Source organism: Pseudaestuariivita rosea, from assembly GCF_017592335.1.
Taxonomy (GTDB): domain Bacteria; phylum Pseudomonadota; class Alphaproteobacteria; order Rhodobacterales; family Rhodobacteraceae; genus Parasulfitobacter; species Parasulfitobacter rosea.
On sequence record NZ_JACNMP010000006.1, the window covers coordinates 1 to 17775 of the forward strand.

The 17775-nt window shown below is 59.4% G+C and carries 15 protein-coding genes; 4 read left to right on the forward strand and 11 right to left on the reverse strand.

Annotation, left to right across the window (positions count from 1 at the left end; all coding sequences use genetic code 11):
• Window positions 1-374: 374 nt before the first annotated feature.
• From H7848_RS06015 to H7848_RS06025, 3 genes are read right to left on the reverse strand one after another with little or no spacing between them, the layout of a single operon-like run.
• Window positions 375-1250: a hypothetical protein gene (locus tag H7848_RS06015; protein WP_208349019.1), complete on the reverse strand. Its 876-nt coding sequence runs from the start codon at window positions 1248-1250 to the stop codon at window positions 375-377.
• Window positions 1247-2134: a hypothetical protein gene (locus H7848_RS06020; RefSeq protein WP_208349022.1), complete on the reverse strand. Its 888-nt coding sequence runs from the start codon at window positions 2132-2134 to the stop codon at window positions 1247-1249. The genes H7848_RS06015 and H7848_RS06020 overlap by 4 nt, the downstream gene beginning before the upstream one ends.
• Window positions 2135-2179: 45 nt before the next feature.
• The gene (locus tag H7848_RS06025) at window positions 2180-3292 is read right to left on the reverse strand and encodes a carboxylate-amine ligase (protein ID WP_208349025.1); all 1113 of its coding nucleotides are present in this window, start codon (window positions 3290-3292) and stop codon (window positions 2180-2182) included.
• A gap of 121 nt (window positions 3293-3413) precedes the next feature.
• Here H7848_RS06025 and H7848_RS06030 point away from each other — a divergent pair, with 121 nt between their 5' ends.
• Both H7848_RS06030 and H7848_RS06035 read left to right on the forward strand, forming a co-directional pair.
• On the forward strand, window positions 3414-4355 hold the full coding sequence (locus H7848_RS06030; RefSeq protein ID WP_208349027.1) for a glycosyltransferase family A protein: 942 nt from the start codon (window positions 3414-3416) through the stop codon (window positions 4353-4355).
• A gap of 50 nt (window positions 4356-4405) precedes the next feature.
• Entirely contained in the window at window positions 4406-5365 is a 960-nt protein-coding gene (locus H7848_RS06035; RefSeq protein ID WP_208349029.1) for a glycosyltransferase family 2 protein, read from the forward strand.
• 137 nt (window positions 5366-5502) lie between these two features.
• Here the strand turns inward: H7848_RS06035 and pdxA are convergent, their stop codons facing one another.
• From pdxA to lptF, 5 genes are read right to left on the reverse strand one after another with little or no spacing between them, the layout of a single operon-like run.
• Window positions 5503-6474, reverse strand: coding sequence for a 4-hydroxythreonine-4-phosphate dehydrogenase PdxA (gene pdxA / locus H7848_RS06040; protein ID WP_208349030.1), 972 nt, complete (start codon window positions 6472-6474; stop codon window positions 5503-5505).
• Window positions 6471-7676 (reverse strand): peptidylprolyl isomerase, encoded by a 1206-nt coding sequence (locus tag H7848_RS06045; protein WP_208349031.1) that lies wholly within the window; start codon window positions 7674-7676, stop codon window positions 6471-6473. The genes pdxA and H7848_RS06045 overlap by 4 nt, the downstream gene beginning before the upstream one ends.
• A 21-nt stretch (window positions 7677-7697) precedes the next feature.
• Complete coding sequence (locus H7848_RS06050) at window positions 7698-9815, reverse strand: LPS-assembly protein LptD (protein ID WP_208349032.1); 2118 nt, start codon at window positions 9813-9815, stop codon at window positions 7698-7700.
• Window positions 9815-10912 (reverse strand): LPS export ABC transporter permease LptG, encoded by a 1098-nt coding sequence (gene lptG / locus H7848_RS06055; protein WP_208349033.1) that lies wholly within the window; start codon window positions 10910-10912, stop codon window positions 9815-9817. The genes H7848_RS06050 and lptG overlap by 1 nt, the downstream gene beginning before the upstream one ends.
• The gene (gene lptF / locus H7848_RS06060) at window positions 10909-12027 is read right to left on the reverse strand and encodes an LPS export ABC transporter permease LptF (RefSeq protein ID WP_237072611.1); all 1119 of its coding nucleotides are present in this window, start codon (window positions 12025-12027) and stop codon (window positions 10909-10911) included. Before lptF ends, lptG begins: the two co-directional genes overlap by 4 nt.
• Before the next feature lie 128 nt (window positions 12028-12155).
• On the opposite strand from lptF, the gene H7848_RS06065 reads away from it, so the two are divergent.
• Both H7848_RS06065 and H7848_RS06070 read left to right on the forward strand, forming a co-directional pair.
• A complete protein-coding gene (locus H7848_RS06065) occupies window positions 12156-13622 on the forward strand; it encodes a leucyl aminopeptidase (protein WP_208349035.1) in 1467 nt (488 codons plus the stop codon).
• Window positions 13622-14086, forward strand: a complete 465-nt coding sequence (locus tag H7848_RS06070; protein WP_208349038.1) for a DNA polymerase III subunit chi — start codon at window positions 13622-13624, stop codon at window positions 14084-14086. Before H7848_RS06065 ends, H7848_RS06070 begins: the two co-directional genes overlap by 1 nt.
• A 190-nt stretch (window positions 14087-14276) precedes the next feature.
• On the opposite strand, the gene H7848_RS06075 is transcribed toward H7848_RS06070, so the two are convergent.
• The 3 genes from H7848_RS06075 to H7848_RS06085 all read right to left on the reverse strand — a co-directional run bounded on the left by H7848_RS06075 (window position 14277) and on the right by H7848_RS06085 (window position 17747).
• The gene (locus H7848_RS06075; RefSeq protein ID WP_208349039.1) at window positions 14277-14915 is read right to left on the reverse strand and encodes a bifunctional 4-hydroxy-2-oxoglutarate aldolase/2-dehydro-3-deoxy-phosphogluconate aldolase; all 639 of its coding nucleotides are present in this window, start codon (window positions 14913-14915) and stop codon (window positions 14277-14279) included.
• A gap of 10 nt (window positions 14916-14925) precedes the next feature.
• Window positions 14926-16731, reverse strand: a complete 1806-nt coding sequence (gene edd, locus H7848_RS06080; protein ID WP_208349040.1) for a phosphogluconate dehydratase — start codon at window positions 16729-16731, stop codon at window positions 14926-14928.
• A gap of 83 nt (window positions 16732-16814) precedes the next feature.
• Window positions 16815-17747 (reverse strand): formylglycine-generating enzyme family protein, encoded by a 933-nt coding sequence (locus tag H7848_RS06085; RefSeq protein WP_208349041.1) that lies wholly within the window; start codon window positions 17745-17747, stop codon window positions 16815-16817.
• Window positions 17748-17775 lie beyond the last annotated feature (28 nt).

A 17775-nucleotide genomic window follows, 5' to 3' on the forward strand; every position in this document is an offset into this window, starting at 1 on the left:
CGAGACGCCGCCGAACGCACGATAGAGGCAACATGGCGCAGGATCGGTAAGCTGCTCGACCGCTTCACCCCGCAGGAATGTGCGAATTACCTTGTCAACTCAGGATACGCTTCAACCTGATCTCATCTTGCTCTAGCATCTCTCGCCTACAACCCCATTCCACGACGTCGAACAAAGAAATGGTTTTCCAGAACTTGTGTTTTGGCTTGGAACCCCAAGACATAAAGCCGCCTGAAAGATCATGCATGAGACAAAAGGTGGGGGGCTTGCGACCCCTTTCTGGCTAAACCAACCCTCAAGACGGTGGCGCCACCTTTCTTATCAGATCAGACCTCAGACCCTGCCACCCAAAGGTGATGCGGGGCAAAGGGCATTCAAACGGTCCGATAAAACGTCCTGACCCGCGTCATACGGATCGCTCGTCTAAGCAGCTTAAATACCAGCGGCACGGCCATCACAGCGCTGATGCCCAACGCAATATGCAAGGTCTGCAGCGTCATGTCGTCGTTGTCATAAACCACCCAGGCCGAAAAGGCGCCCAATGCCCCGATAATTGCCGCCGAAATCCAGATCATCCAATTGGCGTGGCTGTCGAACCGGGGCAGGCCCAGCCCGGCCTCGACCTCTTTCGTGACGCTTAACGGACCGGCTTCGAGAACAATCAGGTCGGGGTCATGGAAGGTTTCAAATGTTGGTCGGCTGGGCCCTTTCCCTTTGACGATATTGGCAATCCTCACAGTCTGGCCATAGGCAGTAACCTGGGCCAGGCGGATGGATATCGGCTTGTCCGGCCACTGTCGGATCAGCGGGGCCCAATGCAGAGGGATTTGCACAACCCGGCCTTGGATACTGCCGGGTCTTGAGGATAACATAAAATTTGTCTGACCGTCACTTATATCGACGAAGTACCCCTCGGTCGTAGTGCATTTCAGTTCATTGGCATGTGCCTTCAGATGATCACGCACCAGTAACCGAAGCTCTGTTCGATTAGTGTGATAGACAAAATAAGACAGCCCCGCTGCAGTCAGAATAACCAGAAGCGATACGCTGACCGGCAGGATATCACGGTCGTGTTGAAATCCATCCAGCAGGGCGTCCACCCCCATCCACATCAAAATACCCAAGGTGCACCAGACAAAGACGAACACCGTCAGGATCATGCCTGTAATCTTGACCCAGACCGTCATCCGCCTGTGACACAAGGCGCGCTGGACCCAGTCTGTTTCGGCCTGCGTCAATGGGGTGGTCATGGCAGATCATCCCTGTACAGTCGTCTCAGCCGCAGGTGTCGGATGCCGCGGCGCAGGTATCGAAACCCAAAGGGGGCGATTAAGGCCGCGCTGATCATCAGAAAAATAATGGCCAACCGTGGCCTATCATCTTCCATTGCGGCCCACACGAAAAACAACATCACAAGTCCGAAAAACAGCAGCGTGATGCAGATGTTTGAAAGTGCATGGCTGTCAAATCGGGGTAAGCCAAGACCAGCATCGTGTTCCCGGTTGACGCTCAGCGGGCCAAATGACAGCAGGATATACTTAGGATCACTAAACGTTTCATAGGTCTTCGTTACTGGTATGGCGCTCCCGCTACTTCGGATTAGATTTTGAATCTGAACAGTCCGGCCCGAGGCCGAGATCCTGGCAATCCGACCCTGTGCACTATCGCCATGTTCGGGAATAAGCTTGCTCCAGTGATAAGGGATCTGCACAGGACCAACAGCCCGAAATGGGGTCTTAATGGACAGGTGATAGTTCAGTTCCTTATCGCTATGATTGCTCAGTGAAACCGAAACTTTGTCGGCGCGGGTCAGATCACGGGCATGGGACTTTTCCACTTCAGACAACATTACCCTCAACGAAACTTCTCTGCGAATGACGAAAACTATGCCATAAAGACATGTCACAATTGCTGTAATAGTAAACATTATCCCAACTATACGGCTCTCTTCAAAATCGGAGCCCCAAAAAAAGAACGCAATCGCAGCATAGGCAGAGGGTCCACCGACATATAAAAGCAGGGTCAGCGCCATGCTGACAAGTTTTAGTACAATCATCTGCTTGCGATGCTTAATCGCCCTTTGCACCCAAGCCCGTTCGGCCTTTGTAAGATCGTCGGTGTTCAAACTGTTCAAATGCATCATTCTTGAAAATACTAGGTTGTGCAGATCTGTGCCCTATTACAGACCCACGTGAAATTCCTCAATCAGATGCTGCACGATCGACTTTGTTGCATTGTCGCCCGCATCTTGGGCGATGCGGCGTTGGCGGTCGGCGCTGGTGCCGTGGGTGACCAGCCCACGCAAGGCCTCGACCTCGGGCAGGCAGCCAAGGACCTCGGCATCTTCACGCACCAGCTCGATCAGTTCGTCGACCAGCGTCATGAAGGGCACGATCTGGCGGCGGCCAAAGTCGATCAGACCTTCGCTGACCCCGTATCGCTGCGCCCGCCAGCGGTTTTCGGCGATCAGAAAGCGGTCATATTCGCGCCAGCGCAGGTTCTGTTCTTTCATGCGCCACAGCATCCGCAGCAACGATTGGGTCAGAGCCGCCAGAGAAAGAGTATGCTCCATCCGCGGACTGACATCGCAGATCCGGGTTTCCAGCGTCGGGAACCGGTGCGACGGGCGCAGGTCCCACCAGATTTTCGTCGTATCCTCAATCAGGCCCAGATCGACCAGCACATTGGTCGTGGCCTCATAATCGGACCAGCTTTCAAACCGCGGCGGCAGGCCGGTGCGGGGCAGGTTGTCGAACACACTGATCCGGTAGGACGCCAGCCCGGTATCTTCGCCCTGCCAATAGGGGGACGAGGCCGACAGCGCCAGAAGATGCGGCAGAAAATAACTCAGCTGAGGCATCAGGTCCGTGCGCAGCGTGTCATCCTCAAGCCCCACATGCACATGCATGCCGCAGATCAACATGCGGCGGGCCACGCCGCCCAGGTCCTTTTCCAGTGCGTTATAGCGATCTTTGTCGGTGTGATGCTGGTCTTTCCAGTCCTCAAACGGGTGGCAGGACACCGCGATGGGGGCCAGGTTATAATTTGCCGCCTGCCGCGCCACACAGGCCCGCAGGTGCCGCAAGTCTTCGCGCGCGTCAGAGATATCCTTGCAGACCCTCGTGCCGATTTCGATCTGACATTGCAGGAACTCGGGGCTGACCTGATCCTGCAGTTCCGTCTGACAGGCCTGCATCAAGCCCTCGGGCGCCTCGGCCAACGCAAGGCTGTCGCGATCAACCAGCAGGTACTCTTCCTCAATCCCCAGGGTAAAGCTTGGTGTGGACGGCAAGGCGCTCTCCTATCGTTTCATGGTATCCTAGGGGATCGGTTACCGCTCTGCCAAGTGCATTGCATCCGGTCCCAAAGTGTTTCAATAGGTTAAGACCCGCGCAGACAGAAGGTTCCAGATTATGACGCCCCCCACAATCGCCATCGGCACCATCACGCGCCGCCGAGCTGATATGCTGAAAAAGCTGTTGGACAGCTATGTCGCCATGCAGCGACCGGCAGACGCCAATCTGATTTTCATCATTGTGGAAAACGATGATGCCAAAACACTGACCGCCCAGATTGACGCGTTTCAGACAAGCGTTGACGCGCCGGTAATCTACGATCTGGAACAGACCCCAGCCATCCCCCTGGCGCGCAATAAAGTGCTGGAACTGGCACTTGAGCACGGCTGTGATTTTCTGACCTTCGTCGACGATGATGAATTTGTTGATCAGGACTGGCTGGTCAAGATTTACAGGGCCATGGACGCCCATAACCTTGATCTGGCAGGTGGTCCAATTCGTCAGGTGCCTTATACTGACGAACTCAGTTTCTGGCAAAAACATCAGCTTGATTTCACAAATGAAATCTTAGCGAAGCGTCACGAAGAATATCGCGACAGGATACACGAAAGCGATGATGCCCTTATGAAGATTTATTCAAATAACTGGTGTTGTCGACTGTCATTTGTAAAAGAAAATGATCTGCGGTTTAGTACAGAACTGCTAGTGTCTGGTGGCTCGGATCTTAGGTTCTGCAATGATTTGCGGGATCAGGGAGGCCGAATTGGCTGGGTGCAGGATGCTTGGTTGACCGAAACCATTCCGCCGCACCGGCTGACATTGCGGTATTTTTACAAACGCTCACGCGACCATGCCACACTTAGGCATTATTTTAGCCCGAAACGTCGGGGTCGGTTGATCAAGATTTCGGTCAGCAGGTCTTTGGAAGCTGTGCTTTCTTTGATTGCCGTGCCGATAAAGGGCCCGCGCTATTTTATCAAAACCATACGCAAGGCGGCGCTGGCGGCAGGTGCAATGACGGCTTTGTTCGGTGGCCAAAGCAAGCACTACAAGATATGAGGCGGACCGTTGGGTGATGGCTTGGCCTTTGCAACTTCGGATCGAACCGTATGACTGACCGCATCGCCATTGCTGCCGCGACACGGGGTCGGCCGCGGATGTTTGATCAGCTGTTGCAGGGGCTGGCCGGGCTGACCGTGCCCGGTGATGCGCAGTTGGTCTTTATTTTTGTCGAAAATGATCAGCGCCTGACCATCGGGGATCGTGTCGCCTTGTTTCAGGACCGGACCGGGTGGCAGGCCCGCGCGATCCTGGAGTCGGAACAGGGCATCCCCTTTGCCCGCAACGCCGCACTGCAGGCTGCTTTGGATGATGGTTGCGACTGGTTGGCGTTTCTGGATGATGACGAAGAACCTGCCACCGACTGGATCGCCCGCCTGCTGCAGGGCGCGTTGGATGGCGGGTTTGACCTGTGTGGCGGGCCGGTGGACCAGCGGCGGCCCGCAGAAAACCTGACCCGCGTGCAAGAGGCCGTCTGGCGCTACAATCAACGCATGGCCAGCGACCGATCCCAGAAGAGATCCGGGCCGGGGGCGTCGGACCAGCGCCTTGATCTGGCCACGAATAACTGGCTGTGCCGTCTGGACAAGGTGCGCGAAACCGGCCTGCGCTTTGATGAGGGCCTGCGGCTGACGGGCGGATCCGATACCGATTTTTCCCGCCGGGCTGCGGCTGCGGGCTTTCGTCTTGGGTGGGTGGCGGATGCCCGCGTCAGCGAAGAAATCCCGCCACAGCGGCTGACCATCGGCTATTGTTTCCGCCGTGCGCGGGACCAGACGATGGCAAAGTACCACATGACGTATCGCAAGAACGGCAAGGCGAATGTGGGCAAGGCAGTCTTCAACTTTGTCTTCAAGACACTGACCGGCGTGATACGCGTCGCGTTGTTCCCGATCCTGGGCAGCTATCAGGGGCTGAAAGGTGTGCGGTCGATCGGTGTGGGCGTCGGCTGGATCAAAGCCGCCCTTGGCCGCGAAAGCCGCCTGTATGAACAGGTGACAGGCGATTGATGCGCCTTTGAGGTCGGGAGTTTTGATAGACCAGATTTGAGTTCTTAAACGCTGATTTAACCTACCCGCCCGGTGGGCACGACCGCCCCCATGGGCGGGCGCTTCTCGCCCACCCGCGGACGGTCGCTGCCCTCAGTTTAAACACGCGCCTTTGACATCTGGTCGGCCAGTTTCAGGGCCTGGATCAGGCTGGTGGGGTCGGCTGTGCCCTGGCCGGCGATGTCAAATGCTGTGCCGTGATCGGGCGAGGTGCGGATGAAGGGTAACCCAAGCGTCACATTCACGCCGCCGGAAAAATCAAGCGTTTTGATGGGGATCAGGGCCTGGTCGTGGTACATTGCGATGGCTGCGTCATAGCCCGCGCGGGCGGCGGCGTGGAACATTGTGTCGGCGGACCGGGGGCCTGTGATATCCAGCCCCTCGGCGCGCAGGGCGTCGGTGACGGGGGCGATCAGGTCGATTTCCTCGCGCCCCATGGCGCCGCCTTCGCCCGCGTGGGGGTTCAGCCCGGCCACGGCCAGGCGGGGGGTGTCAATGCCGAAATCCTGTCGCAGGGCGCGGTGGGTGATCATCAGCGTGTCGTGCAGCAGATCGCGCGTCAGGGCCTGGGGCACGTCAGCCAGCGGGATGTGGATCGTGGTCGGCACCACGCGCAGCGCATCACAGGCCAGCATCATCACCACGCGGTCCACACCGGCCAAAGCGGCCAGATATTCGGTATGCCCCGGATAGGCAAAATCGGCCCCATCCTTCAGCGCCTTTTTGTGGATCGGTCCCGTGCAAAGCGCCGCGGCCGCCCCCGAGCGGACCAGGTCAACGGCGCGTGCGATCACCTGGATCACAGCAGCCGCATTGGCCTGGTCGGGCTGGCCCGGCGCCGCCGTCGCCGGAAAGGCATGGGGCAGAACGGGCAGGGCGCTGGCCGAGACATGCAGCGCCTGGCCCGGGTCGGATATTTCGCGAAACGCGGTGCCGGGGGGCAGATGTGCGGGGTCAGCGATCAGAAAGAACGGCACGCGGGCGCCAAGCTGGCCCCATGCCTTGACCGCGATTTCCAGCCCGATGCCCGCGGGTTCGCCACAGGTCAGGGCAATGGGCGCGGTGCTCATTGCCGGACGATCACCGCATCGGCGCGCAGATCGGCCAGAAACCCGTCGGCCAGTGCGGCGACACGTTCATTGACCAGGGCACGGCGAATGGCCTCTCGGTCGATGTCCTGACCCAGATCGGGGGTCCGACCACACAGCATCAGCAGCATCAGATTGTTACCGCGCGTCAATGCGACCGAGCTTTCGTTGGCATCCAGCCTGGCCAGTTCAATCGCGATGTCCTGGGGGATCTGATCTGGCGTCTGAATTTCGCGTTGCAGGCGGTCCTCGGGCAAATTCTTCGCCAGCCCATAAAGATCATCACAGGTATCGGCCTGACCCCGGATGCTGGCGGCTTCGGCCAGTGTGGCATCGGTGCGGCCACCGGGGATAAAGAACATCGCGTAATCCATGGCTGAAACGCCTGCATCCTCCGCTTCGGTTTCTTCGACGGCGCGCAGCTGGAAGATGATCAGGGCGTTCTGGACCGGGATCGGTTCGCTGATTTCACCCGGTTGCAGCGACAGGATCAGCTGGCGCAGTTGCGGCGGCAGGTTTGACAGCGGCAGCCAATCCAGCCGCCCGCCGCGTTCGCGGGATGGACCCACGGAAAACTGACTTGCGGCATTGCTGAACCCGCCAATGGTGGTGATCTGCTGGATCTGGCGCAAGTTGGCCTGGGTCCGGGCGGCAAATTCGGGGGTGTTGGGCAGGATAATCTCACTCAGCAACACCCGCAGACCACCGCGGTTTCCGGCCAGGGCGATGCGGCGGTCGATCTCTTCCTCGGTCACCTGGGCGCGGGGGCCAAAACGCAGGGCGACATAGTTGCGCCAGGCCAGCCCGACACTGACAAAATCGCGAAAGGTTTCGGGTTCGACGCCTTCCTGACGCAGGGCGGCCATGAACTGATCGGCGGTCATATTGGCGCGCCCGGCGAATTCCTCCATCCCTTCGCGGATCTGTTCGTCGGTCAGGGTGATGCCGGTACGGGCCAGTTCATCCTGACGCAGACGGTCTTCGATCAGCAGATCCAACGCCAGTTCTTCACTGGCGCCGGGGGTGCGCAAGGCACGCATCATCCGCAGGCGTTGGGTCAGCTCAAACTGGGTGATCACGCGGTCATTGACGCGGACGACGGGGGCAAAGGGGTTTTGCGCCGTGGCCAGAGTGGCGCAGAAAAGGCCGATTAAAATCAGAAAAGATGAAAGAATAAGCCGCATGGGCGAAAGGGTCCTTGTTGTCTATCTGCAGGCGCGCGCCTTGGACGGTTGTGTTCTGCCGCCTGTGCTGAACCCAGAAACGGCGACAGTCAAGTCGAAGTCGGTCGAGGGGTCAACACTTTCGGATGAGGTAAAGCGTCGTGACGCGCGAAAGCCCACGCGGACGCATTCATTTTCCCAGGTCAGCCCCATCGCGGCCCGTGCGGCCCGGTCCACGCCGAAATCATAGCGCCATTCGGCGGTGCCCGACCAGTTGCGATTGATGCGAAAGGCACTGTCGACGGTCCATTCCGAGATCGATTCGTCTCGGTCCTCGGCAAAATCCTCGGACAGCCAGATATAGCTGCTGCCGACATCCAGTCGTTCTGACTGCCAGTCCAGCCGCGCTTCGTTCTTGTTGAACACCAGTTCGTCATCCAGAATGGCGCGATTGGTCAGGGACAGGTTGTCGCCAAAATCCAGCGATGTGGTGATCAACCAGTCACTGTCTCTACCATCCAGCCCCGAGGTTTCGGTGAACTGTCCCAGATCGGCGTCGCGATAGCTGCGCGCGACGGTCAGCGCCAGCGACCAGTTGTCGGGATCATAACGGGTATAGGTCGCCCCGAACGTCATCCGCAGCCCGCGTTCATAGATATCGGTGCCGGGAAAACGGTTCAGCGCCAGATAGTTGCCTTCGTCAAATTCGATGCGCGTGCTGTCTTCGTTCGGGACGTCGTTGCCTGTGTCATCGCTCCAGACCAGTTGGGCGACGGGTTCGATGACGTGGCGCACACCGTTTGTGCTGGTCTGGGCCAGAGGCCAGCGCAGTTCGGTCGCCGCATAGGGGGTAAAGCGCGAAACGGTGTCACTGTCGTAATTCACGTTATCGTCGCCGATGACATAATAATCGGCAAAACCCGCCAGATCTGTGCGCGCGACCAGACCGGGCCCGAAGGTCCAGCTGCGGTTCCAATGGGCCGACAGCAGCGCGTTGGTCAGATCAAGCCCTTCGACCTGTTCGTCGGAATAGCGATAGTGGCTGTGCACCTCGGCCGTCATGTCCAGAATGCCGCCCACGCGGGCCGGTTCGAACCGGCGCTGATAACTGACATCTGCCAGTAGCGGTGGCAGGGTCGAATTGCTTTCTTCGTCCCGCAGCGACTGAAACTGGGTGAAACCGGCATAGATATCTTCGTCCCGCCGGGTGCGGGTCAGGGCGATTTCACTGTCCAGCCGGTCTTTGGACGAATAGCCATATTCCAGCAGATAGCCGTCGTCGGTCGTGTTTTCTAGATCAAACGTCAGCTTATAATCATTGCGCAACTGAAAGGCGCCTTCTGCAAAGATATAGCCCCGGAATTCGCCGCGCCGGATGTCGTCGTTTGACCCCGCCATGTTGATTTCCAGATCGCCGTTGCGGAAAGCCTGACGATAGCGGGCCTCAAGCGTGCGGGTGCCCGGTGCGATATAAGGTGTCAGGGTGATATCACGGTGATCCCCGATAGGAATGAAATAGGGTACCTTGACGCCGAACCCCAGTTCGGTGGTCGAGCGATAGCTGGGCGCCAGAAGCCCACGCCGGCGCTGGACGGTCGGGTCCGGCAGGCTCATCCTGGGAATATAGAAAATCGGCAGGTCCAGCACGTGAAAGCTGGCGTCTTCAAAATAAAGTGCGCGCTCTTCTTCATCGTGCACCACACGGCGGGCACGGATCTGCCACAGCGGCGTGTCGTTTTCGTCGCACACCTGACATGAGGTCGCGACGACCTTGCGCATCTGGGTATAGCGACCGTCGACGCGGCGGATCTGGTTGGTGGCCAGTTGCAACTGCTGGTCCAGCACGATGCGCGCGCCGTTCAGGATACCATCGCGCAGGCCCTGGTCCAGTTCGGCGCTGTCGGCGACAATCGTTGTGCCATCGCCGTCGGTCAGCAGAATGGGGCCGTCGATCGTCAGTTGTTCAGTCGTCTGGTCATAGACTACGCGTTGGGCCTGCAGCCGTTGTGTGCCCTGCAGGATTTCGACATTGCCCTCGGCCACCAGGCGGCTTTGCCCCTCAAGCGCGACGCGATCGGCGACCAATGTCGCGGCCTCTTGCGCGGGGGCAGCCAATGTGGCGATGCAAAGCATCACAAACGCGCAAAACAGACGCTGCATCAGCCGTCCTCAAGATGGAAGATCAGGCCAAGCGACAGGCAGATGCCTGCAATCGGCGGCGCCCAGGCGGCCAGCATAACGGGGATCTGACCGCTTTCGCCCATGATCTGGGCAAAGTTGCGGATCACATAAAGCCCAAAGCCCATCATCACCGCCAGCAGCACCATCAGGCCCGTCCGGCCAAACCGCGTGTGCCGCATGGTAAAGCCTGCGCCAATCAGCACCATGGCGATCAGCATCATCGGCATCGCCAGCTCCATCTGGAACCACATCCGGTGGTTTGTCGCGGCAAAACCGGCCCGTTCCAGATCCGAGATAAAGCCCGGCAGTTCCCAGATCGGGATCGCACTGGGGGTGCCGAAGCTGTCCTGGATACGGTCGCGCGTCAGGTCGGTGGCCACGTCCAGACGTTCGTAAAGGGCTGATGTCGCCTCAGGATTGTCGGCACCGTCCAGCCGCCATTCCTTGACGATCGCCAGATCCCAGGCGCCGTTGGTCAGCTCGGCCTCTTCCGCCTCAAGCCTGCGGGTGGGGGTGCCATCGGGCAGGAAGGTGATAAAGGTAACATCGTGCAGCCGCGTGCCATCCAGATTGGCACGGGCGGCCTGGATCACCGTCTGGCCTTCGCTGTTGCCCTGACGCAGCCACAGCCCTTCGGATGTGACCGACAGCACGCTTTCCTCTTCGCCGCTATAGCGCTGCGATTTGACCTCATACTGCTTTTGCGTGGCGGCGACGATGGGATTGAACGCCGCCAGCGCCAGCCCCCCCAGCAAAAACGCCGCCACCACCGGCGCCACAAGCGCCCGCAGCGCCGACCGGCCTGATGCGCGCGTGACGACCATTTCGCTGCTGCGGGCCAGTGACAGAAACAGCGTCAGCGTGGCCAGGATCATGATCAGCGGCAGGATGCGATACAGCGCCGTGGGCACGTTCAGCAGTGTCAGTTCAAAGATCTGCCCGAATGTCAGCCCGTCGCCCTGATAGCGGCGCAGCTGTTCGACAAAGTCCAGCAGCCCCATCATCGCAAAAAAGATCAGCAGAATAACGAAAAACGTCCGCAGGAATTTTTTGGCAAAGTAAATATGCAGGATCATGCCGCAGCCCTTTTGCGGAACAGCCGGGGTCGGCTGGCGATGATCAGCAGCGACAGGCACAACCCAAAGCCAAAGACCGCCGGCAGATACATCAGCGGCCAAAGCTGCGCGTTATCGCGCACCGGGGCCGTCACGGCACTTTCGATCAGTTTGACGAAAATCAGCGCTGTGATGGCCAGTACGATCTGCTTTGTCAGCCCGAACCGGCTGAAGCCGCCCACCAGCAGCGCAGCGAACCCCAGAAGCGAGGCAACGACACAGAACAAGGCCTGCGTGATGCGGTTGTGCCCCTCTTGCAGGAAGTTGCCCTCGTCGCGGCGGGTTTGTGCCATGTTTTCTTCGGAAGGAAACAACAGGTCATAGGTTGACAATTCATCGACCGACAGCCGCTTGCGGGCCTCGGGCACGATCAGTGATCCGATGTCATAGGCAAAATCGCTGAAACTGGTGGTAAACAGCCGCTGGTCCCCGTTTTGCAAGGTCTGCGCCAGCCCATCGAACATGACCAGTTGCGGTCCGCTGTCCGTACGGACCAGCAGCGCTGATTTTGCGGTATAGGTCACTGTTTCGTCGGCATCGCGGGCATCCGACAGGAAGACACCGCGCAATTCACCCGCAGGCGTCATTTCACGAATGTAAAAGGTGATCCCGTCCGAAGGGTGCAGAAAGGTGCCTTCGACCAGCAATCGCGCGGTGATGTTTTCAGAAATCTCGCTGGTGCGTTCGGCCAGACGGGTGATGCTGGCAGGTACCAGCACATGGGTCAGGATCGACATCAGAACACCGACGAACAGCCCGAAATAAAGCGCGGGCCGTGCCAGGCGAAAATTGGAAAAGCCGGTGGCCTGCATGATCACCAGTTCACTTTCCGAACTCAGGCGGTTTGTTGCGTAGACGGACGCGGCAAAAGCCGCCACCGGCAAAACGATGCGGATCACATTGGGCAGCGTCAGGGCCGTGAACTCCAGAAAGACGCCCGCCGAATGCCCGTCTGCAATCAGCGTGTCAAACAGCACCACTGCGCGGTTGACCCAGTAGATCAATACAAGGATCAAAGCGAAAAAGCCGAATAACACCAGAAGCTGTGACAGCATATATCTGTCAAATCGCGACAAATTATGATCCTTGGTCGTCTAATCCTCGGCGCAGATTAGACCATCCTGTGACAAGGTGAAACTGCAATCTGGCAAATGCCGTGACGAAAGGCTACCTATTGCCAAATCATTTCAGGAAAGAGGCCCCCATGACCCAGCCAGTGAACGTCACCTTTAGCGAAACCGATATTGACCGCATCGCCGATCTGACGGGGCGTGTGGTTGTCTTTGTGGGCGAAGACGGCAAGCTGGATCAGGCCGCCCGCCGGGTGAACCGGCTGACCAAGGGCGCGTTGGAACGCTTTGTGGGCAGCGAGAAATTTACCAAGATGAAAACGGCCGAGGCCCGCGATCTGGCCTTCCCCGCGGGGCTTGCGGCGGATGCGGTTCAAGTGGTTCGGCTGGATCGCCGCGCTAGTGTGGGCGACGCGCGCAAGGCGGGGGCGGCTATCGGCAAGGCCCACGGCGAAGGTGCGTTGTTCGTGTTGGCGGGTACGCTGAAGAATGCCGCCCACGTAGCTTTGGGTATCGCGCTGCGGGCCTATCGGTTTGACGACCACAAGACTGACGACGAAAAGCCCTTTGGCGATGTTGAGGTCATGGTGTCGAAACCCGATGAGGTCAGTGCCCAGGCTGCACCGCTGCTGCATGTGGTCGAGGGTGTATTCTTTACTCGCGATCTGACGATGGAACCCGCGAATGTGCTGACCACGACCGAATTCGCAGATCGTCTTGCCGCGATGAAGGACCTGGGTCTGAAGGTTGAGGTGCTTGAGGAACCCGAGCTGGAAAAGCTGGGCATGCGGACGCTTCTGAGTGTGGGACACGGCAGTGAAAGCCCGTCGAAGGTCGTCGTGATGCAGTGGAACGGCGGCGGGGATGAAGCGCCCCTGGCCTTGGTGGGCAAGGGCGTTGTGTTTGACACCGGTGGCATCAGTCTGAAACCGGCCGCCGGCATGGAAGACATGACCATGGACATGGGCGGCGCCGGTGTCGTGGCCGGAGTGATGCGCGCCGTTGCGCTGCGCAAGGCCAAGGCGAATATCGTGGGGCTGGTCGGGATTGTGGAAAACATGCCCTCGGGCCGAGCGACACGACCGGGTGATGTGATCCGGTCGATGAAGGGGGACACGGTCGAGATCATCAACACTGACGCCGAGGGGCGTTTGGTTCTGGCCGATGTGCTGTGGTATACGCAAGACCGGTTCAAGCCGTCGGGGATCGTTGATCTGGCCACGCTGACCGGTGCGATCATCATCGGTCTGGGGCACGAAAATGCGGGGGTGTTTTCGAATGACGATGACTTCTGTCAGAACTTCCTGAAGGCGGCACAGGCCGAAGGCGAGGGCGCCTGGCGTCTGCCCTTGGGTGCGGCCTATGACAAGCAGTTAAAAAGCCAGATTGCGGATATGAAGAACGTGGGCGGGCGGTCGGCAGGGTCGATAACCGCGGCGCAGTTCCTGCAGCGGTTTATCAAGGAAGACACGCCCTGGATCCATCTGGATATCGCGGGTGTGGCCAGTGTGAAGTCTGACACCGATTTCGCGCCCAAGGGGTCGACAGGCTGGGGCGTACGCGCGCTGGACCGGATGATTGCGGATAGCTACGAAGGCTGATGGGCAACGTCCTGTTCTATCACCTGACGCGCCAACCGCTTGAGGTGACGCTGCCCATGCTTCTGGGCAAGGCCCTTGGGGCGGGCTGGCGCGTGGTGGTGCGCGGCCCGCATAAGGCGCGGCTGCAGATGCTGGACAGTGTTCTGTGGACGCGCGACCCCAATGACTTCATGCCCCATGGGTTGGCGGGCGGCGCGTTTGATGTCGATCAGCCCGTGCTGCTGACGTCAGGGGACGATATGCCAAATGGCGCGCGCTGTCTGATGACGGTGGACGGCGGTCAGGTGTCGGTCGATGAGGTGCAGCGGCTGGAGCGTGTTTGCATTCTATTTGACGGAAATGACGAAGCCGCCGTGGGTCATGCGCGGGGTCAGTGGAAAAGTCTGACCGACGCGGGGTGTTCCGCGCAATACTGGTCCCAGGAAAGGGGCAAGTGGGAAAAGAAAGCCGAAAGCAGCGGTTAGCCCTTTTCAAACGGAGCGCGCCTGAGGCGCGCGTTTCTTCTGGCACTTCGTGCGATTGGGGGCGTTGCCCCCGCGCCTGACGGCGCTCCCCCAGAGTATTTTGGGAACAATAATGAGATGCTCCATCATTATTGTTCCATAAATACTCCCGCCGGAGGCACCGCGACGCGCGAAGCGCGGCGCAAAACCTTTAAAGCTGTGATGCTGTTTGGGCCAAGTCTTGAATGCCGGACCAGTCCCCTGCGATCAGTTTATCCTTGGGGGCTACCCAACTGCCGCCCACGCAAATCGTGTTGCTGAGGGCAAGGTAATCTGGCGCGTTCTGCGGCGTGACGCCGCCCGTGGGGCAAAACGTAACCTGCGGGATTGGCGCGCCGATGGCTTTCAGGGCAGGGATGCCGCCCGAGGCTTCGGCGGGGAAGAATTTCTGCATCGAATAACCGCGTTCCAGTAGGCGCATGGCCTCGGTCGCCGTGGCGGCACCGGGCAGAAGGGGCAGGTCGGCCTCTTCGCATGCATCCAGCAGCTTGTCCGTCGCACCGGGCGAAACGCCAAAAGTCGCGCCGGCCTCTTTCGCGGCTGTGATATCGGCGGGTGTCAGCAGCGTTCCCGCCCCGACAATTCCGCCCTGAACCTGCGCCATTTCGCGGATCGCCTCTAACGCCGCGGGCGTGCGCAGAGTGACCTCAAGCACCGGCAACCCCCCCGCGACCAGGGCTTCAGCCAGGGGGCGGGCATGGCTGATATCGTCGATCACCAGCACCGGGATCACCGGTGCCATGGCGCAGATCTGTTTCGTGCGTTTGCTTGCGTCTTGCGGGGTGATCATCGGCCTCTCCTTACACCACTACGCCCGCGCCGTGGCTGGCCAGACCGACGTTCTGGCGGAAGACCTCGAAAAGCTCACGTCCGACGCCGTGACCGTTGCCGGACAGATCGGGTGTGGCAGGCGCGCGGTCTTCCACACCCGGTGTCAGCACATCCAAAGTTCCCGCAATGGCATCAACGCGGATCAGATCGCCATCTTTCAGCTTGGACAGCAACCCGCCTTTCGCGGCCTCGGGGCTGACATGGATGGCCGAGGGCACCTTGCCCGACGCGCCAGACATGCGCCCGTCGGTGACCAGCGCCACTTTCAGCCCGCGGTCCAGCAGCACCGACAGCGTGGGGGTCAGACTGTGCAGCTCGGGCATTCCATTCGCACTTGGCCCCTGAAACCGGACAACGACGACGGTGTCTTCGGTGAATTCGCCCGCCTTGAAGGCGTCTTTCACGGCACCTTGCGTGTCAAACACCCGCGCCTTGGCTTCGATTACATGGCGTTCGGGGGCCACGGCCGAGACCTTCATCATGCCCAAGCCCAGATTGCCGTGCAATTGCTTCAGCCCGCCGGTTTTCTGGAACGGGTCAGACGCGGGGCGCAGGATCTTGTCGTTCAGCGTTTCGCCGGCACCGGCCTGCCAGACCACGCCACCGTCGTGCACTTTGGGTTCCTGCGTGTAATCGGCCAGCCCTTCGCCTGCGACGGTTTTCGTGTCGGGGTGCAGCAAGCCGCCCTCCAGCAACTCACCAATCATATAGCCCAGCCCCCCCGCTGCGTGGAAATGGTTCACATCGGCCAGCCCGTTGGGATAGATCTTTGCCATAAGCGGCACGACATCGGACAGATCGGCAAAATCCTGAAGGTCCAGCAGCACGCCTGCAGCCTTGGCCATAGCGGGCAGGTGGATCACCAGATTGGTGGACCCGCCCGTGGCCATCAGCCCGATGATCCCGTTCACAAAGGCCTTTTCGTCCAGAATGTCGGACACCGGGCGGTAATCGTTGCCAAGGGCGGTGATCTGCAGCGCGCGTTCGGTGGCTGCGGTGGTCAGGGCATCGCGCAGGGGTGTGTTGGGGTTCACAAAAGACGCGCCGGGCAGGTGAAGCCCCATGAATTCCATCAGCATCTGGTTCGAGTTCGCCGTGCCGTAGAACGTGCAGGTGCCGGGGGCGTGATAGCTGGCCATCTCGGCCTCCATCAGCTTGTCGCGGCCCACTTCGCCCGCGGCGAACTGCTGGCGGACCTTGGCCTTTTCATCGTTCGGCAGACCGCTGACCATGGGGCCGGCGGGGATGAACAGCCCCGGAATATAACCGAAGGTCGCGGCGGCGATGACCAGACCTGGTACGATCTTGTCGCAGACGCCCAGATAGACGGCTGAATCGAAGGTGTTGTGCGACAGCGCGACCCCGGCGGCCAGCGCGATGACGTCGCGGGAAAACAGGCTCAGCTCCATGCCCACCTGGCCTTGCGTCACGCCATCACACATCGCAGGCACGCCGCCTGCAACCTGCGCGGTGCCCCCTGCGGTGCGGGCGGCGGCGCGGATCAGATCGGGGAAGCGTTCAAACGGCTGATGCGCGGACAGCATGTCGTTATAGGCGGTTACGATCCCAAGGTTGGGCGCAGGCGATCCGGCCAGGCTGTCTTTATCGTCGCCCATCGCGGCATAGGCGTGGGCCTGATTGCCGCAACTCAGATGCGCCCGCCGCGGCCCGTCTTCGGCCGCGCGGCGCATCCGGTCCAGATACTGCGCGCGGGTGTCTTTGCTGCGGTCGATGATGCGGTCAGTGACGGCGGCGACGGTGGGGTTCAGAGGCATGGGCTCTCCGGTATATATAGATGGCTGATAGCGCTAACTTAAGACATCTGGCGGCGGAGTTACAGGGGTAAAAACAGCGCAGATCAGTTTTCGGGGCGGAGGTCTTTGACGACACGGAAGCCTTGGGTGGACAACCTTTCACTTGCGCCATGTTGAGAGCGCCAAGCAACACGCAAAAGATCAATCGCATCACCATAGCTGGCGCCCCGCACAACACGCATGCAGTTATCTTCATCGCTGTTTTCCAACCACTGACTTGTTGTCGACCAGCCTACATAGGTTTCGGTGTAGCAAGACAGTGTTAGCTCGCGGGCATTGCCTGACATATGCCGCAGCCCCCATGGATTTGCGGCATCCAGAGTATCTACTGGTACAGGGTGATTACGTGACAAAAAATCGGGGCGTTTCTCAATCAATACAATTTCTGATATTCCACCATGGAAATTGGCTTGTTGCGATGTGATCTCATCCCCTTGCGCGAAACGTGTCGTTGTTCCGGCGCGGGCGGCATACTCCCATTCTGCTTCGGTTGGCAGCCTGTAGGCATCTGAGCCGGTTTTATCGTTCAGCCAGTCAATGTAACTCAGCGCATCATCGTAAGATATGAACAAAACAGAATTGTTTCCCGTTGCATCATATTTTCTACCATGACGGTCTATTGGCACAGATGAACGTGGAACATAGCCACCACATCCACCATCATTCACACAGGCCATCCATTCGTCATAAGTTACCTCATTACGGCCCATGGCAATAGGGTTATCAACGGTGACTTTGTGCTGCGGGCCTTCATCAGTTTTCACGAACGGGTGTTCGGCCGTTGCGCGATGATGCGCGCCATCGCGCCAAACAAGATTGCGGCGAAACTCGTCCTCAGGCGCCCCCATGATAAAGTCGCCCACAGGCAGTTCAATCATCTCAGGACAGACATCACAGTCGCGGAAGGTGTCCAGTGGCTCGGCCAGTGCTGGTGTGAAGGGCAGGGTTAGGGCGAGGATGAGTAGGGTGTGTTTCATAGGTTTTGGTTTATTTTAGCGATTGGCT

Bases quoted from the DNA above. Each gene is read 5' to 3' on its own strand.
- H7848_RS06015 (WP_208349019.1), bottom strand. From the start codon at position 1,250: ATGACCACCCCATTGACGCAGGCCGAAACAGACTGGGTCCAGCGCGCC.
- H7848_RS06030 (WP_208349027.1), top strand. From the start codon at position 3,414: ATGACGCCCCCCACAATCGCCATCGGCACCATCACGCGCCGCCGAGCT.
- H7848_RS06035 (WP_208349029.1), top strand. From the start codon at position 4,406: ATGACTGACCGCATCGCCATTGCTGCCGCGACACGGGGTCGGCCGCGG.
- pdxA (WP_208349030.1), bottom strand. From the start codon at position 6,474: ATGAGCACCGCGCCCATTGCCCTGACCTGTGGCGAACCCGCGGGCATC.
- H7848_RS06045 (WP_208349031.1), bottom strand. From the start codon at position 7,676: ATGCGGCTTATTCTTTCATCTTTTCTGATTTTAATCGGCCTTTTCTGC.
- H7848_RS06050 (WP_208349032.1), bottom strand. From the start codon at position 9,815: ATGCAGCGTCTGTTTTGCGCGTTTGTGATGCTTTGCATCGCCACATTG.
- lptG (WP_208349033.1), bottom strand. From the start codon at position 10,912: ATGATCCTGCATATTTACTTTGCCAAAAAATTCCTGCGGACGTTTTTC.
- H7848_RS06065 (WP_208349035.1), top strand. From the start codon at position 12,156: ATGACCCAGCCAGTGAACGTCACCTTTAGCGAAACCGATATTGACCGC.
- H7848_RS06070 (WP_208349038.1), top strand. From the start codon at position 13,622: ATGGGCAACGTCCTGTTCTATCACCTGACGCGCCAACCGCTTGAGGTG.
- H7848_RS06075 (WP_208349039.1), bottom strand. From the start codon at position 14,915: ATGATCACCCCGCAAGACGCAAGCAAACGCACGAAACAGATCTGCGCC.
- edd (WP_208349040.1), bottom strand. From the start codon at position 16,731: ATGCCTCTGAACCCCACCGTCGCCGCCGTCACTGACCGCATCATCGAC.
- H7848_RS06085 (WP_208349041.1), bottom strand. From the start codon at position 17,747: ATGAAACACACCCTACTCATCCTCGCCCTAACCCTGCCCTTCACACCA.